The organism is Halorubrum sp. CSM-61 (assembly GCF_003781945.1).
Classification (GTDB): Archaea; Halobacteriota; Halobacteria; order Halobacteriales; family Haloferacaceae; genus Halorubrum.
Genome location: NZ_RJJW01000002.1, coordinates 88,770 through 104,695 on the forward strand (window position 1 = coordinate 88,770; position 15,926 = coordinate 104,695).

The window sequence follows — 15,926 nt, forward strand, 5'->3', positions numbered from 1 at the left end:
TCTCCCGCCGCTTCCGTCTCTCCCGCCTCTCCCGGCTCCCCCGGCCCTTCCGCGCCGGATATATGTCGCTCCGCCGAGAGCAACCGCTATGAGCGACGACCCCCGCGTGACGTTCCGCGACCGCGAGCGACTCGCACGCACGCCGGCGCACGGGACGGCCCTCGACTGCCTCGCGGCCGGGATCGAGGCCGCGCTCCCGGAGCGGTTGATCCGCGACGCCGCCTCGGTCGAGAGCGGGACCCTCAGGATCGAGGGCGTCGACGGCGCGGTCGGCGAGTACGACCTCGACGCGTACGACCGGGTGGTCCTCCTCGGCGCGGGGAAGGCGACCGCGGGCGCGGCGGGGGGCGTCGACCGCGTGCTCGGCGAGGACGACCGGGAGATCGACGAGGGGATCGCCGTCACGGACGACCCGCCGGACGAGGGGGCCGGAGACGCGACCGACTCGCCGTCTACTCCCCTCACCGCGATCGAGATCCTCCCCGGCGACCACCCCCTCCCGAGCGAGCGGGGCGTCGAGAGCGCCCGGCGGGTCATCGACGCGGCCGAGCGCGCCGGCCCCGACGACCTCGTGCTCGCGGTCATCACGGGCGGAGGGAGCGCGCTGCTGGCCGCGCCCGCGGACCCGATCTCGGTCGGCGAGCTCCGCGCGCTCACCTCGGAGCTGCTCGCGTCGGGCGCGTCGATCGAGGAGATCAACGCGGTCCGGAAGCACTGCTCGGCGGTGAAGGGCGGTCGACTGGCGCGCGCGACCGCTCCCGCGACGACCGTCACGCTCGCGGTCAGCGACGTGATCGGCGACCCGCTCGACGCGATCGCGAGCGGCCCGACCGTCCCCGACCCCTCGACGTACGCGGACGCGCTCGCGGTCCTCGACCGGTACGACCTCGACGTTCCCGCGACGGTGCGCGAGCGCCTCCGTGCGGGCGCCGACGGCGAACTGCCGGAGACGCCGACCGCGGGTGACCCGGCCTTCGACCGGAGCGCGGCGTTCGTCGTCGGCAACGCGCGGACCGGGCTCGACGCGGCCGCGAGCGCCGCGGCCGATCGGGGGTACGAGCCGCTGGTGCTCTCCGCGAGCATTCGGGGCGAGGCGCGCGAGGCCGGGGCGACCCACGCCGCGATCGCCGAGGAGTGCGTCGCCCGCGGGTCGCCGGTCGAGCCCCCGGCCGTGTTGCTCTCCGGCGGCGAGACGACCGTGACGCTCGCGGACGCCGAAGACCCGGGGACGGGCGGCCCGAACGCGGAGTTCGTCGCGAGCGCGGGACTGGCGCTCGCGGAGGGGCCGGTAGAGGGCGAAGGCGACGGGGATGGCAGCGGCGAGCGCGACCCCGGAGTCGTCGTTGCCAGCGTCGACACCGACGGGCTCGACGGCCCCACGGACGCCGCCGGGGCCGTCGCGGACGCGACGACGCTCGACCCCGACGCCGCCCGCGACGCGCTCGACCGCCACGACGTCTACCCGCTCCTCGACGAGGCGGACGCGCTCCTGCGGAGCGGGCCGACCGGGACGAACGTCAACGATCTGCGGGCGATCGTCGTGGAAGAGCGGGACTGAGCGCCGGGAAGAACGTCGATTGCTTATAAATGAGGTGCGGTGGCGCGTGCCGAGGATGCGGTGGCGCGTGCCGAGGAGCGCCCGGAGGGCGCGACTCGCACGCGCGAGGGAGTCGGTGGTCCGGAGCAACGCGGAGGACCACCGACGAGGTTGGGGAGGCGTGAGGTGCAGTGCTGTGCGGGGCGGGACTCAAAGGGGCAGCCGCGAGGACGACGCAGGCGACGTAAGCACTGGAAGGAGCGAGCGAAGCGAGCGACTGAAGCGCGCAGCGAGCGTGCGTCGTCCTCGCGGCTGGGGCTTTGGAGGTGTCCACCGCCGGATCGCCGTCAGCAACCGTTGATAAATAGCGACACCGATCACGCGATCGAGACGCCACCCAACGGAGACGTCGTCGGAAGGCGGACGGACTTATGTCGCCCCCGGCCGCACTTCGCTCCATGACCGAGAACGGGGACGAGGGAGACGCGCCCGCCGGCGACGCCCTCGACGAGGACCTCTGCGTGACGTCCTGCCAGCGCTGTCCGGCGCTCGTCGAGTCGCGGAGTCAGATCGTCAACGGGACCGGCCCGACGGACGCGGACCTGCTGTTCGTCGGCGAGGGGCCGGGCGCACGGGAGGACGAGCGGGGCGAGCCCTTCGTGGGCCGTTCGGGTGACGTGCTCGACGACGCGCTCCGCGACGCCGGGCTCGCGCGGGCGGACGTGCGGATCACCAACTGCGTGCGGTGCCGGCCGCCGGACAACCGGGACCCGAAGAAGGGGGAGTTAGCGAACTGCCGGGGGTACCTCGAGACCGAGATCGACCGCGTCGATCCGGAGCTGATCGTCACCCTCGGGAAGGTGCCGAGCGAACACCTCCTCGACCGGTCGGTGGCGATCACCTCGGAGTCGGGCGACGTGGTCGACGAGCGGATCGGGGGGGCCTCCCGGCGGGTGCTGCTGTCCGTCCATCCGGCGGCGACGCTGTACGACCGGAGCCAGCGCGAGGGGTTCTTCGAGACCATCGCGCGGGCGGGCGAGCTGAGCGGGACCGCCGGCGGCGGGTCGGGCGGTCAGTCGAGGATCGGGGAGTTCTGAAACGGACGGATCGACGCGAAAACCCGTGCGAATGTCCGTCACAGTACCTCTGTATATGAAGCATAGAAAATAATATACCATGCGAGCCGAACGCACAATCGTATGTCCGATAACACGTGGTCGGCGGATCGGCGAACGTTCGTCAAGACGGCCGGGGCGGCCGGGGTAGTCGGGCTCGCCGGCTGTTCCGACAGCAGTGGCGATGGCAGCGACGGCGGATCGGAAGACGGAGGCGACGGTTCGGACGGCGGCACCGCGGGAGACTCCGGGAACTCGGCGACGGAGGTCACGTGGGTGATGAACCCCGCGGAAGAGGAGATCGACATCCAGGTCCAGTACCAGCCGCTGTTCGAGTACCTCGAGTCCGAGGCCGAGATCGAGATCGTCGAACAGCCGACCGCGAGCTACTCCGGGACGGCACAGGAGCTCCGGCGGGCGAGCGAGGGCGACCGGCTCTTCGCGGACACCTCGCCCGGGGCGGTCGCACAGATCCCCGAGGAGCTCGACGTGACGGGAATGCGAGTGGCGTACGGCGCGGAGCAGTACTTCTCGCTCATCACGACGACGGCCGACAGCGGCATCGAGTCGCTCTCGGACCTCGAGGGCGAGGTCGTCGCGTCGGCCGCGCCGACCTCGGTCTCCGGGACGCTGTTCCCGCTGTTCATGCTCAGCAACGCCGGGCTCGACATCGGGAGCGCGCCCTCCGGCTCGCCCGAGGACTTCGAGCTCCGGACCTCTGACCACTCGACCGCCCGCGAACAGCTCATTCAGGACGACCGGATCGCGGCCGCCGGGACGGGCGCGTTCTCCACGGCCGGGCACGTCCCGCAGGAGCAGTTCGACGAGATGTCACAGGAGTTCGTCGACGTCTCCGCGGAGTACGACGGCGCCGGGGAAAGCGACCCCGAACTCCAGCTTCTCGCCGTCTCCGACCCGATCCCGCGCGCGCCGATCGTGAGCAACGCCGCGTGGGAGGAGTCGCTCAAAGACGACATCCGACAGCTGATGATCGACGCGGAGCAGGAAGCGTTCGAGCACGACTCGCAGGCGGACATCGCCGAGGCGCTCAACGTCGACCCCGAGATCCTCGACATGGACGAGTCCGAGCTCAGCGAGGAACAGCAGGACGATCTCGAACTGGTCGAGGCGCACTCGCTCTGGTTCAGCGGCGTCGTCGAGGCGACCAAGGAGGACTACGACCCCGTCGCGGAGCTCGGTCGAGAGCTCGGCCTGGAGTGGAGCGAACTGTAGGCGACGCGACCAACTACACCCTCCCTTTATGACTTACATCGAAGTAGACGGTCTCACGAAGCGGTTCGGCGACACGGTCGCGCTCGACGACGTGTCCTTCGAGGTCCCCGCGGGCGAGTTCGTCATCGTGCTCGGGGTCTCGGGATCCGGGAAGTCGACGCTGCTGCGAACGCTGAGCGGGCTGCTCTCGCCGACCGAAGGAGAGATCCTGATCGACGGCGAGCCCATGGTCGAGCCCCGCCCGGAGGTCGCGATGATCTTCCAGCAGCACAACATCATCGGCGACATGACGGCGTACTCGAACTCGCTTTCGGGCGGCGTGCACCGGTCCGGGTTCCTCTCCAGCGTCCTCCAGCTGCAGGACGAAGGAGAGAAGCACCGGGCCCTCGACGCGCTCGACACGGTCGGGCTCTTAGACGAGGCCGAACAGAAGGCGCGGCGCATGAGCGGCGGCCAACAGCAGCGCGTCGGCATCGCCCGCGCGCTCGTCCAGCAGCCGAACGTCTTACTCGCCGACGAGCCCGTCGCAAGCCTCGACCCCGGCAGCGCCCAGAGCGTGATGGACTACCTCCGGACGGCCTCCGATGACCGCGATCTGACGACCTTCTGTAGCCTCCACCAGGTGAACATCGCCCGGAAGTTCGGACACCGGTTCATCGGTCTCAGGGACGGCGAGAAGGTGTTCGACGGGTACCGCGACGATCTGACGATCGACGTCATCGACGACCTCTACGGCGACATCGACACCGAGGGGATGTTCGTCCGCGACGACGGTGACGCCGACGTCCCGACCGACGAGGTCGCGACGTCGTGACGAGAACGGAGCTGATCTACGAGTGACAACAGACACCACGGATTCCGACGGAGCGAGCGGAGCGGCCGCCGCCGGTGCCGACTCGGCCGCCGACGTTCCGAACCGCATCACCGAACAGTTCGAGAACATCAAGCGGACGCGTCGCCGGCGGGCGCTCGGGTGGACCGGACTGCTGGCGTTCCTCGCGTTCGCCACGCTGCAGGCGTTCGCCGCGACGGAGCTTCTGAACCCGGACGCCAGACTGGAGACGTTCACCGACTCGCTGACGGGCTTCTTCCCGATCACGAACTACTTCGGCGTGATCCCGTTCCTCGATTTCGGCCAGTACATCGAGTTCATCAGACAGGAGAACCTGCTGTACGACCCCGAGATCGGCGGCCTGCTGTTCCAGTTCCCGCCGAACCCGGTCGACATCTACGCCTTTTTCTTCCGGGAGCTCGGGATCTTCCAGATATTCGGCGAGGCCGGTATCACGCTCGCGATGGGGTTCGTCGGGACGGTCCTCGGGTTCCCGTTCGCGCTGGTGTTCGGGACGCTCGGCTCCGAGCGCGTCACCCCGTTCCCCTTCAACTTCATCTTCCGCGGGACGATGTCGTTCATCCGGGCGATCCCGGCGATCATCTGGACGCTCATCTTCATCCCGTTCCTCGGGCTCGGTCCCGCCTCGGCCGCGATCGCGATCGCGTTCGACACGATCGGGAACCTCGGCCGCCTGTTCGTCGACGAGCTCGAAGAGATCGAGGACGGGCCGATCGAGGCGATGCGGACGACCGGGGCGAGCAAGCCCCAGATCGTCTTCTTCGGCATGTTGAGTCAGGTCCGGACGGCCTTCATCGCGTGGACGCTGTACATCTTCGAGATCAACGTCCGGATCGGCGTCACCGTCGGCGTCATCGGCGCGGGCGGGCTCGGCTACGTGCTCACCTCCCAGCAGAACCTGCTGCGATTCACCAACATGATGGCGACGCTGCTCGCCATCTTCCTGCTCATCATCTCCGTCGAGCTGTTCAGCCAGCGGCTCCGGTCGCGGCTGCGCTCCGACGACGTGGAGATGGGCATCTGGGAGCTCGTCACGGGCTTCCCGCGCCGGATGGCCGACTCGATGCTGAAGTGATCGGGTAGCGCCCCGGACGCCCACTTCCCGGCTGCCACAAAGGAAACCGACTTTTCCGTTCCCCTCCGAGGGGACGTATGAGCACTTTCGAACCGCCCGCGGAGACGCTGGCGGACGTCGTTTTAGTCGACTACGGGCTCGGAAACCTCCGGTCCGCGACCCGCGGGTTGGAGCGCGCGGGCGCGTCGGTCGAGATCACCGACGACCCCGAGGCGTTCGCGGCCGCCGACGGCGTCGTCCTCCCCGGCGTCGGCGCGTTCCGCGAGGGGATGGAGAACGCCGGCCCCTTACGCGAGGCGCTGACCGACCACGCCGCCGCCGGCCGTCCCCTCTTCGGGATCTGTCTCGGGATGCAGATGCTTTTGACCTCCAGCGAGGAGGCCGTCCACGAGGGGGAAGGCGACGTGACAGGTCTCGATCTGGTCCCCGGCACCAACGTCCGGTTCGACGTGGACCGGAAGGTCCCGCACATGGGCTGGAACGAGCTCGAAGTCGAACGCGAACACCCGCTGGTGGAGGGAGTAGATGGCGAGTACGCCTACTTCGTCCACTCCTACTACGCCGAGCCCGACGACCCGAACGCGGTCGTCGCCACCGCGGACTACGGGATCGACTTCCCCGCGGTCGTCGCCAACGAGGCGGGCAACGTGTTCGGCACGCAGTTCCACCCCGAGAAGAGCGGGGAGACGGGGCTCCGAATCCTCCGGAACTTCGTCGAGTACTGCGCGGACCGGTAGCGTCAGCGAATGGCCGACGACAGCCCGACCGTCAGGCTCGGCGTCGACGTGGGCGGCACGTTCACCGACGTGGCGCTCGTCGTCGACGACGACCTCGCGACCGCGAAGGTGCCGACGACGACCCCCCAACACGCCGGCGTCCTCGACGGGATCCGCGAGGCCTGTAGCGCGGCCGGGATCGCCCCCGCCGACGTGGACGCCTTCGCGCACGCGGCCACGGTCTCCGTCAACGCCCTCCTCGAGCGCGACGGCGCGCGGACCGCGCTCGTGACCACCGCCGGCTTCCGGGACGTGCTGGAGATCGGCCGGCAGGCCCGACCCGCCCTCTACGACCTCGACGCGGAGAAGCCGGAGCCGCTCGTCCCCCGGCGGCGACGGTTCGAGGTCGACGAGCGCGCGACGACCGAGGGGATCGAGCGACCGGTCGACCCCGAGGCGGTCCGCGATCTGGCCGCGGAGATCGCCGAGAGCGACGCCGAGAGCGTCGCGGTCTCGCTGTTGCACGCGTACGCGCACCCGGAGAACGAGGCCGTAGTGGCCGAGCTCCTCCGCGAGGAGCTCGACGTTCCCGTCTCTGCCTCTCACGACGTGCTGGCGGAGTTCCGCGAGTTCGAGCGCACGGCGACGACCGCCGCGAACGCGTACCTGACGCCCGAGTTGGACGACTACCTCGGGCGGATCGTCGCGGGCGCCGCGGACCTCGGGCTCCCCGAGCCGCGGGTGATGCGCTCGAACGGCGGCGTCGCCGACGCGGAGACGGTCCGGGAGAGCCCCGTGACGACGGTGCTTTCGGGGCCCGCCGCCGGCGTCGTCGGCGCGGCCGCGGTCGCGGGCGGCGCGACGCTCGGGGGTGCGACCGAGGGGGACGGGGCGGAGAGCGACCCCGAGCGCGATCGGTCCGCCCCGGCCGCCGTCACCTTCGACATGGGCGGCACGTCGAGCGACGTGAGCCTCGTGCGCGACGGGCGCGCCGAGCGGGCCGCGGAGACGACGATCGCCGGCGTCCCCCTCCGCACCCCGACGGTCGACATCGAGACGGTCGGCGCGGGCGGCGGGTCGGTCGCGTGGACCGACGCCGGCGGCGCGCTCCGCGTCGGCCCGGAGTCCGCCGGCGCCGAGCCGGGGCCGGCCTGCTACGGGCGGGGCGGAACCGAGGCGACCGTCACCGACGCCGACGTGTGCCTGGGGTACATCGGCCCGGAGGCGGCGCTCGGCGGCGACCTCTCGCTCGACGTCGGCGCCGCCCGCGAGGCGCTCGAACGGCTCGCCGAGGAGGCCGGGATCGAGGCGGAAGACGGCCTCGACGCGCCCACCGCCGCCGCGCGCGGCGTCTACCGCGTCGCCAACGCGACGATGGCGCGGGCGATCCGGTCGGTGACCGTCGAGCGCGGCCGCGACCCCCGCGCGTTCGACCTCGTCGCCTTCGGCGGGGCGGGGCCGATGCACGCGGCCGCGCTCGCGGACCGCCTCGGGATGGAGCGCGTGCTCGTCCCGGGTCCGGCCGGCGTGCTGTCGGCGTACGGGCTGCTCGCGGCCGACGAGACCCACGACGCGGCCCGCACCGTCCGGCTCGCGCTGGGAGACGGGACCGAAACCGACCTCGCGGACGCGTTCGCGGAGCTGACCGACCGGGTCTTCGCGGACGTCTCGGACCCCGAGGCGGCGCGGATCGAACTCGCCGCCGACTGCCGGTACGCCGGCCAGAGCTTCGAGCTGACCGTCGACACCGGGGGCGGCGAAGGCGAATCCGGTTCCGCGGTCGCCCCCGACGCGCTCGCCGAACGCTTCGCGGCGGCCCACGAGCGCGCCTACGGCTACCGGCTCGACGCCGCGGTGGAAGCGGTCACGCTCCGGGCCACGGCGACCGTCGAAGTCGAGGCTCCGACGGTCTCGCGGACCGGCGCGGTCGACGCGGAACGAGGGGAGCGCGAGGTCGTCTTCCCCGACGCCGGCGCGGTTAAGTCGACCGTCTACGACCGCGACGCGCTGGCTCCCGGGGCGACCCTCGACGGCCCCGCGGTGCTGGCGGGGACCGAGAGCACGACCGTCGTCCCGCCCGCGTGGGGCGGTCGCGTCCGGCGGGACGGGACGGTGGTGCTGGAGCGGGACGCCGGCACCGGGGGACCGACCGGAGGTGACGAGCGATGAGCGGCGATGAGAGCGGAAGGGGTTCCCCGAACCCCGAAATCGACCCGGTGACGCTCGAAGTCCTCCGCAACCAGCTCGAGGGCGTCGCCGAGGAGATGGGGACGGTGCTGATCCGCGGGGCGTACTCGCCGAACATCACGGAGCGGCGGGACTGCTCGACCGCCCTCTTCGACGCCGGCGGACGGATGGTCGCGCAGGCGGAGCACATCCCGGTCCACCTCGGCGCGATGCCGGAGGCGGTCGCGGCCGTGAGGGAGCGCGATCCCGCCCCCGGCGACGTGTTCGTCCTCAACGACCCGTTCACGGGCGGCACGCACCTCCCCGACGTGACGCTCGTCTCGCCGCTGGCGCTCGACGGCGACGTGGTCGGCTTCGCCGTCTCCCGCGCCCATCACGCTGACGTCGGTGGGATGACCCCCGGGAGCATGCCGGCCGGCGCCCGCGAGATCTATCAGGAGGGGCTCCGTATCCCGCCGATCCGACTCGTCGAGGGGGGAGACCGGGCCGATGGCGGCGACCGAGTCGACGACGCCTTCGACCTGATCTTCGCGAACGTGCGGAACCCGGCGGAGCGGCGCGCCGACTTCGAGGCGCAGCTCGCCGCCAACGAGCGCGCCGGCGACCGGCTCCGCGACCTCGCCGACGAGCACGGCCGCGACCGGCTCGAGGCCGCCTTCGACGCCGTGATCGACTACTCGCGCGAGCGGACGACCGCCGCGATCCGCGACCTTCCGGACGGGAGCTACGAGGCAGATGACGTTCTGGAGGGCGACGGCGTCACCGACTCCGATATCCCGATCCGCGCGACGGTGACGATCGACGGCGGGTCGCTCGCGGTCGACTTCGCGGGGAGCGCCGACCAAGTCGCGGGGAACTGCAACGCCCCCCTCGCGGTCGCGAAGAGCGCGGTCTACTTCGCCGTGCGCTGCGTGACCGATCCGGAGATACCGCCGAACCACGGCTGCTACGAGCCGGTGTCGGTGTCGGCGCCCGAGGGATCGATCCTGAACCCCGAGCCGCCCGCGGCGGTCGTCGGGGGGAACGTCGAGACGAGCCAGCGCGCGGTCGACGTGGTCCTCGCGGCGCTCGGCGGGGCGGCCCCCGACCGGGTGACCGCCGGGGGACAGGGGACGATGAACAACCTCACGATCGGGAATCGAGACGGGGGCGCTGGGGGCCGCGGTGAGGGCGGCGGCCGTGGCGAGGGCGGCGACCGCGACGGTGACGCCGAAGAGTCGTTCACCTACTACGAGACGATCGGCGGCGGGTTCGGCGCGCGCCCGGACGCCGACGGGATGGACGGCGTGCAGGTCGGGATGACGAACACGCTCAACACGCCCGTCGAGGCGCTGGAGGCGGCGTACCCGCTCCGGGTGGAGCGGTACGCCTTCCGCCCGGACAGCGGCGGCGACGGACGCCAACGCGGCGGACTCGGACTGGAGCGGAGCGTCCGGGTCGAGACCGCGGCGACGGTCTCGCTTCTGACCGAGCGACGCCGACACGCGCCCGCGGGACACGAGGGCGGCGAGCCGGGCGCGCTCGGCGAGAACCTGATCGACGGCGAGCCCGTCCCGGCGAAGGCGACCGTCGACGTGGAGCCGGGGACGACGGTGACGGTCCGGACGCCGGGCGGCGGCGGGTACGGCGACCCCGCGGAGCGCGACCCGGCGGCGAGGGAACGGGACCGGACGGACGGGAAGACGACCGAGGGCGACCCGACCGAAGAGTGAGAGCGCCGCGCCCTACAGCCCGTCGTACGGGCCGGGCTTCGCGGCGGTGAGCCGGTCGACCTGTTCGTCGGAGAGATCGATCTGGGCGGCCGCGAGGTTCTCCGCGAGCTGGTCGGTCGTGCGCGCGCCGACGATGGGCGCGGTGACGCCGTCCCGGTGGGCGAGCCACGCGAGGGCGGTCTGCGCGGGCGTGGCATCGACCTCCTCTGCGATCGCGTCGAGCTCGTCGTGGAGGTCGAAGTTCTCCTCGGTGAGGTACGCCTCCTGGAAGCGGCTCGACTCGGCGGCCTTCGACTCCTCGGGGAGGTCCTCGTCGCGGTCGTACTTCCCGGTCAGGAAGCCCTGTCCGAGCGGGCTCCACGGGGAGACGGCCAGGTTCCGCTGGCGCGCGAACTCCAGGTAGTCGCCCTCGACCTCGCGGTCGACGAGGTTGTAGCGCGGCTGGAGCACTTTGAACGGCTCCCACCCCTCGTTCCGGGCGATCTCGTTGGCGCGGGCGACCTTCCACGCGTTCGGGCGGAGCGTCGAGGCGCCGAGGTAGTGGACCTTGCCGGACTCGACGAGCCCGTTCAGGGTCTTCATCAGCTCGCGGGCCGGCGTCTCGTCGTCCCAGCGGTGGATGTAGAGCACGTCGACGTAGTCGGTGTCGAGCCGGTCGAGGAGAGCGTCGACGCGGTGTCGGACGTTCTTGCGGTTCGTGCCGCGGCTGTTCGGGTCGCCGTCGCGGATCTGCCAGTACACCTTCGACGCGATCGTGTAGCGCTCGCGGTCGCGATCGGCGAGCCAGTCGCCGATCCAGCGCTCGCAGTCGCCGCCGCCGTACACGTCCGCGGTGTCGATGTAGCGCCCGCCGGCGGCCTCGTACCCGTCGAGCAGCTCGTGGGCGCGGGCCTCGTCGATCTCCACGTTGCCCGCCTCGGTCACGCGGCCGAACCGCCACGTGCCGAGCTGGAGCTCGCTCGTCCGGAGGCCGGTTCGGCCGAGCGGGACCGTGTCGAGGTCGATCTCGTCGAGTTCGGGAGTCATCGATCGATCGGTAGTCCCCGTCGCCGCAAAAACCTACAGCAAGCGGATGTGGCGTGAGAACAACTGTCGGGAGTCCGGGATCCCTACCACGGCTCGTTCTTTAACCCGAGCGCGTACGCGCCGACGTTCGTGACGACGTGGAGAATCGGCGTCATCACGAGCACGACGACGAGGACGGACGGGGTGAACACCGCGAGCGCCCAGTCAGTGTCGACGGCGAAGACGGCCGCGAGCGCGACGACGACGAAGTCGAGCTGGTCGAGCCCCGGGAACGCCGCCCCCCGCTCGCGGCCGGACCGGCGCTTGAGGAAGGAGGCGCCGATGTCGCCGCACATCGCGCCGAACGCGAGCGCGACCGCGGCGGGGAGCGCGAACATCGGGAGGTCGACGCCGAGCGCGGCGCTCGCGGGTTCCGCGATGCGGTTGAGCGCGAGCGCGAGGGCGACCCCGGCGAGGGTGCCGACCGCGGTGCCGCGCCACGTCTTCCCGTCGCCGAGCAGGCGAGCGCCGCGCCACTCGCGCCCGCCGTCGATGGGCCGGCCGCCGCCGGCCAGCACCGCGGCGTTGTTCGGCACGTAAGCGGGCAGCATCGCCCAGAACGCGGTCGCGACGAGCGAACCGATCATACCTGCGTCGTCGCTCGTCGGGAGTATATAAATCCCGGATCGCGGCGACATTCGGCTGTGGGGACGGCGCTCACCGGCGCCCGCACGCGTCCGCCCCCGAACCCCCTCCGGTCGGCAACAGTGAAGTCGCTACCGCCGCGAGTGTGACCCATGATCCCTCCGATCGCGCGGCGGTTCGTCGCCGGCGAGAGCGTTCCCGAAGCCATCGAGCACGCCCGAGCGCGCAACGAGGACGGGGTCGCCGTCGTCCTGAACCTGCTCGGCGAGCACTACGACGATCCCGGAGACGCCCGCGCCGACGCCGACGCGTACCTCGCGCTCTTGGAGGACGTCGCCGACAGCGGGCTCGACGCCTGCGTCTCGGTGAAACCCTCCCAGATCGGCCTCGACGTGTCCGACGAGCTGTTCGAGGAGCACTACCGAGAGATCGTCGCCCGCGCCCACGAGCTGAACGCGTTCGTCTGGTGTGACATGGAAGACGCCGACACCACCGACGCGACCCTCGACGCCTTCGAGTCGATCGCCGCGGAGTACCCGTGGAGCGTCGGGCAGTGTCTCCAGTCGAACCTCAAGCGCACCCGCGAGGACCTCGATCGCCTCCGGGACGTGCCGGGGAAGATCCGGCTAGTGAAGGGCGCGTACGACGAGCCGAAGTCGATCGCGTACAAAGAGAAGTCGCGCGTCGACAGGGCGTACCGCGAGGACCTCGAGTTCCTCTTCGAGCGCCGCGACCGCGGGATCGCGGTCGGCTCGCACGACCCCGAGATGATCGCGCTTGCCGATCGGCTCGCCCGGGAGCACGGGACCGACTACGAGGTCCAGATGCTGATGGGCGTCCGCGACGACGCCCAGCGCGACCTCGCCGCGCAGGGGGTCGCCGTGGCTCAGTACGCCCCCTACGGGAGCAAGTGGCTCTCGTACTTCTACCGGCGGGTCCGCGAGCGCAGACAGAACCTGACGTTCGCGCTGCGGGCGGTCGCGGGTCGATGAGGGCGGCGACGGTCCGCGGACCGCCGACCGCCCGCCGAGGCCGCTCGAGGCGTGAACCGCCTCGGGGTCGAGCCCCGAGGCACTCGGCCTGCTCAGCGTGTAGAAGCCCCTTTAAGGATTGCCGACTGATACGGACTCGATAGATGTCCACGTGGAAACGCGACTTCGCCAGCGGCCTCATCGTGCTGGCCCCCCTGTTGGTGTTACTCTTAGTCCTCCAGTGGATCTACCGGTACATCGCGTCGATCCCGCTGATCGAGGGGCTCCAACCGGCGATCATCCCCGCGCCCCTCGAACCGGTCTCGCGGGTGATCATCGCGCTGGCGGTGTTCGCGACCGTCGTCCTCGCGGTCGGCTACTTCATGCGGACGACGCTCGGCCGGCTGGCGGAGTCCGCCGTCGACGGCGCGATAAACCAGATCCCGGCGCTGCGCGTGGTGTACAACGCCTCGAAGCTCGCGATGGAGACGGCCGTCTCCGGGACGGACGAGCTACAGAGCCCGGTGTACATCGAGACGTGGCCGGGGATCCGCATGACCGCCTTCCGCACCGGGAAGAAGACACGCGACGGGAAGATCGTCCTGTTCATGCCGACCGCCCCGAACATCACCACCGGCTTCGTCATCGAGGTCGAGCCGGAGCGCGTCGAGGAGACGGGCGAGACCGTCGAGGAGGGGATGACCCGCGTCCTCTCGGCCGGGTTTGCCGAGTCCGCGCATCAGGTCCCCGTTCAGGAGGAGAGCCCCCCGGACGGAACTACCGGCACGCCCGGCGGCGTCGGCGGCGTCCGCACCGACGGGACGCCGGGCGAGTCCGACCGCCCGTCCACCGACGGCGGCAGCGACGCCGAGAGCGACGGGAACTGATTTCTTTTATACGTAGGTGAACCAGTCGTCGTGGGCGTCGGTCCGGCGCTCCACCAGATCGAAGAAGGCGCTCTGCAGCTCCTCGGTCACCGGGCCGCGGGTGCCCGCGCCGATCTCGGTGTCGTCGACCGACCGGATCGGGGTCACCTCCGCGGCGGAGCCGGTGAAGAACAGCTCGTCGGCGGTGTACAGCTGGCCGCGGGAGACGACCGCCTCGTCGTGGACGGTGTAGCCGCGCTCCTCCGCCAGTTCGATGACGGTGTCGCGGGTGATCCCCTCGAGGATCGACTGCGCGGGGCCGGTGGTGTAGATCTCGCCGTCGTTGACCATGAAGACGTTTTCTCCCGGCCCCTCCGCGACGTTGCCCTCCTTGTTCAGGACGATGGCCTCGACGTAGCCGTTGCGGCGGGCCTCCTCGCCCGCGAGCATGGAGTTGACGTACAGGCCGGTGGTCTTGACGTTCGTCGGCACCTGAGAGGAGGCGTGTTTCCGCCACGAGGAGACCATCACGTCGACGCCGTCCTCGAGGGCCTCCTCGCCGAGGTACGCGCCCCACGGCCACGCGGCGACGACGAGGTCGGTCGGGCACTCCTTCGGCGAGACGCCCAGCGAGTCGTAGCCGTAGTAGGCGATCGGCCGGATGTAACAGGACTCCAGGTCCTGCCGGCGGAGGAGCTCCATCGTCGCCTCGGTGATCTCCTCGCGGGAGTGTTCGATGTCGAGGTCGTACATCTTCGCGGAGTCGAACAGCCGGTCGAGGTGCTCGTCCCACCGGAAGACCGCCGGGCCCTGCTCGGTGTCGTAACAGCGGACGCCTTCGAACACGCCGCTTCCGTAGTGGAGCGCGTGCGTCAGAACGTGAGTGGTCGCGTCCTCCCAGTCGAGGAACTCACCGTTCTTCCAGATCGTGTCGACGTCCATCTCGTCGAATCCCATGATCGGGGGTTGCGGTCGGCGGGCTTAAAACTGTAACAACCGGACGGCGGCTGCCGGAACGGTGGCCGTCGAACTCGTTTATAAATTCGCTGGCGGCGGTCACCTACTTCTCTAACTCCCCGAACACGGCGTCGACCATCTCGCCGGTGTCGCCGATGATCGCGTCCATCTCCTCGTCGTCGGTCGGGAGCCCGAGCAGTCGGGCGATCTTCATGATCGAGACGTGGTACACCTCCTGCGTGCCGGGCTCGACCTCCCGGACGATCATGTTACAGGGGAACAGGGCGCCGATCCGCTCGTCGGTCGCGTCGAGCGCGCGGTCCGCCATCTCGGGGTTGCAGGCGCCGAGGACGTAGTAGGGGTCGCGGTCGGCCGCGACCTTCTCGTTGAGCAGGTCGGACGGGGAGAACTCGACGGGAATTCCGAACCCCTCGTCGAGGCACACCTCGCGGACGCGCTCGATCGCCGACTCGTGGTCGGTTTCGAGCGTCGTCTGCGTCTCGCCGTACTCCTCGGGGTCGAGCTCGTGCGGATCGAAGGGGATCGTCATACGAGAAGTCGGCGCCGCCCGAACAAAAAGCTCGCGACGGTCGAGAGGCGAAACGGAGGAGGGCCCGGAGAGCGGAAGCGAAAACGGGAGAGCGGAAGCGAAATCGGAAGAACGGAAGCGAAATCGGAAGAACGGAAGCGATCGGGAACCGGCTACTCGGTCGCGACCGGTCCGCGGCCGACGACCGCCTCGATCTCGGTCACGAACTCGCTCCGGCTCTCGAAGAGGGGAACGTCCGACTCCGCGAGCACGTCGTCGAGGTCGCGGGCGCCCTCGGGCGTCCGAATCGTCGCGTCGCCCTCCTGTGCGCGCAGGTCGCTGCGCTTCGCGGGCCACGTGAGCCGCGACGCGACGCGGGCGATCGGCTCGCCCGCCACGTCCGGCCCCTCTCCCAGCTCGACGGCCGGCTCCTCCGGCTCTTCCGCCTCGGCCTCGTCGGTGTCGCTCATGCCCCGCGCTTTCGCTCCGTCGACACTAATGGTTTCGATGCGGACCGGGGCGTCG

General features: G+C 70.8%; 15 protein-coding genes. 10 read left to right on the forward strand and 5 right to left on the reverse strand.

All coding sequences use genetic code 11. The features are described from left to right. Window positions 1–88: 88 nt before the first annotated feature. The 8 genes from EDM04_RS03610 to EDM04_RS03645 all read left to right on the forward strand — a co-directional run bounded on the left by EDM04_RS03610 (window position 89) and on the right by EDM04_RS03645 (window position 10,428). Window positions 89–1,558, forward strand: a complete 1,470-nt coding sequence (locus tag EDM04_RS03610) for a glycerate kinase (RefSeq protein ID WP_123619793.1) — start codon at window positions 89–91, stop codon at window positions 1,556–1,558. Window positions 1,559–1,995: 437 nt separating this feature from the next. Continuing rightward, window positions 1,996–2,634 carry a uracil-DNA glycosylase family protein gene (locus tag EDM04_RS03615; RefSeq protein ID WP_123619794.1) on the forward strand — a complete coding sequence of 213 codons (639 nt, stop codon included), beginning with the start codon at window positions 1,996–1,998 and terminating at the stop codon, window positions 2,632–2,634. Between the two features lie 102 nt (window positions 2,635–2,736). Then, window positions 2,737–3,885 carry a phosphate/phosphite/phosphonate ABC transporter substrate-binding protein gene (locus EDM04_RS03620; RefSeq protein WP_123619795.1) on the forward strand — a complete coding sequence of 383 codons (1,149 nt, stop codon included), beginning with the start codon at window positions 2,737–2,739 and terminating at the stop codon, window positions 3,883–3,885. Window positions 3,886–3,913: 28 nt separating this feature from the next. Then, window positions 3,914–4,699 (forward strand): phosphonate ABC transporter ATP-binding protein, encoded by a 786-nt coding sequence (locus EDM04_RS03625; RefSeq protein ID WP_123619796.1) that lies wholly within the window; start codon window positions 3,914–3,916, stop codon window positions 4,697–4,699. A 22-nt stretch (window positions 4,700–4,721) separates the two neighbouring features. Continuing rightward, window positions 4,722–5,813 carry a phosphonate ABC transporter, permease protein PhnE gene (gene phnE, locus EDM04_RS03630; RefSeq protein ID WP_123619797.1) on the forward strand — a complete coding sequence of 364 codons (1,092 nt, stop codon included), beginning with the start codon at window positions 4,722–4,724 and terminating at the stop codon, window positions 5,811–5,813. 77 nt (window positions 5,814–5,890) lie between these two features. Further along, window positions 5,891–6,550 carry an imidazole glycerol phosphate synthase subunit HisH gene (hisH, locus tag EDM04_RS03635; RefSeq protein WP_123619798.1) on the forward strand — a complete coding sequence of 220 codons (660 nt, stop codon included), beginning with the start codon at window positions 5,891–5,893 and terminating at the stop codon, window positions 6,548–6,550. A 9-nt stretch (window positions 6,551–6,559) separates the two neighbouring features. Continuing rightward, on the forward strand, window positions 6,560–8,698 hold the full coding sequence (locus EDM04_RS03640; protein WP_123619799.1) for a hydantoinase/oxoprolinase family protein: 2,139 nt from the start codon (window positions 6,560–6,562) through the stop codon (window positions 8,696–8,698). Then, window positions 8,695–10,428 carry a hydantoinase B/oxoprolinase family protein gene (locus EDM04_RS03645; RefSeq protein WP_123619800.1) on the forward strand — a complete coding sequence of 578 codons (1,734 nt, stop codon included), beginning with the start codon at window positions 8,695–8,697 and terminating at the stop codon, window positions 10,426–10,428. The genes EDM04_RS03640 and EDM04_RS03645 overlap by 4 nt, the downstream gene beginning before the upstream one ends. Window positions 10,429–10,440: 12 nt before the next feature. Here EDM04_RS03645 and EDM04_RS03650 read toward each other — a convergent pair whose 3' ends face one another. Beyond that, window positions 10,441–11,454: an aldo/keto reductase gene (locus EDM04_RS03650; RefSeq protein ID WP_123619801.1), complete on the reverse strand. Its 1,014-nt coding sequence runs from the start codon at window positions 11,452–11,454 to the stop codon at window positions 10,441–10,443. Window positions 11,455–11,537: 83 nt separating this feature from the next. Further along, a complete protein-coding gene (locus EDM04_RS03655) occupies window positions 11,538–12,080 on the reverse strand; it encodes a CDP-2,3-bis-(O-geranylgeranyl)-sn-glycerol synthase (protein WP_123619802.1) in 543 nt (180 codons plus the stop codon). Between the two features lie 150 nt (window positions 12,081–12,230). Between EDM04_RS03655 and EDM04_RS03660 the strand changes: the two genes are divergently transcribed. Both EDM04_RS03660 and EDM04_RS03665 read left to right on the forward strand, forming a co-directional pair. After that, on the forward strand, window positions 12,231–13,070 hold the full coding sequence (locus EDM04_RS03660) for a proline dehydrogenase family protein (protein ID WP_123619803.1): 840 nt from the start codon (window positions 12,231–12,233) through the stop codon (window positions 13,068–13,070). A gap of 143 nt (window positions 13,071–13,213) precedes the next feature. Then, window positions 13,214–13,936: a DUF502 domain-containing protein gene (locus EDM04_RS03665; protein ID WP_123619804.1), complete on the forward strand. Its 723-nt coding sequence runs from the start codon at window positions 13,214–13,216 to the stop codon at window positions 13,934–13,936. A gap of 6 nt (window positions 13,937–13,942) precedes the next feature. Here the strand turns inward: EDM04_RS03665 and EDM04_RS03670 are convergent, their stop codons facing one another. The 3 genes from EDM04_RS03670 to EDM04_RS03680 all read right to left on the reverse strand — a co-directional run bounded on the left by EDM04_RS03670 (window position 13,943) and on the right by EDM04_RS03680 (window position 15,871). Then, window positions 13,943–14,872, reverse strand: a complete 930-nt coding sequence (locus EDM04_RS03670) for a branched-chain amino acid transaminase (RefSeq protein WP_123619805.1) — start codon at window positions 14,870–14,872, stop codon at window positions 13,943–13,945. Between the two features lie 103 nt (window positions 14,873–14,975). Continuing rightward, window positions 14,976–15,422, reverse strand: coding sequence for a DUF302 domain-containing protein (locus tag EDM04_RS03675; protein ID WP_123619806.1), 447 nt, complete (start codon window positions 15,420–15,422; stop codon window positions 14,976–14,978). Window positions 15,423–15,574: 152 nt separating this feature from the next. Beyond that, a complete protein-coding gene (locus tag EDM04_RS03680) occupies window positions 15,575–15,871 on the reverse strand; it encodes a DUF5789 family protein (RefSeq protein WP_123619807.1) in 297 nt (98 codons plus the stop codon). Window positions 15,872–15,926 lie beyond the last annotated feature (55 nt).